1 rRNA gene is annotated in these 255 nt (G+C 45.5%); it reads left to right on the top strand.

The features are described from left to right. A 16S ribosomal RNA gene (locus KTJ72_RS07245) occupies positions 1–99 on the top strand; the annotation flags it as partial. Between the last annotated feature and the right edge of the window lie 156 nt (positions 100–255).

Raw genomic sequence — 255 nt, 5'->3', positions numbered from 1 at the left:
TAACCTTTTAGGAGCTAGTCGTCTAAGGTGGGACAGATGATTAGGGTGAAGTCGTAACAAGGTAGCCGTAGGAGAACCTGCGGCTGGATCACCTCCTTTCTAAGGAAATTTCGGAAACTTACATTAGATTCATCAATCTTATTCAGTTTTGAGGGATTTACCTCTCATATGATTCTTTGCTTCTTTGGGCCTATAGCTCAGTTGGTTTAGAGCGCACGCCTGATAAGCGTGAGGTCGGAGGTTCGAGTCCCCCTA

It is taken from the genome of Apilactobacillus waqarii (assembly GCF_019061205.1).
In the GTDB taxonomy this organism is placed as follows: domain Bacteria; phylum Bacillota; class Bacilli; order Lactobacillales; family Lactobacillaceae; genus Apilactobacillus; species Apilactobacillus waqarii.
Note: the sequence above shows the minus strand (reverse complement) of the source record. Positions and strands in the feature narration are given on the sequence as shown.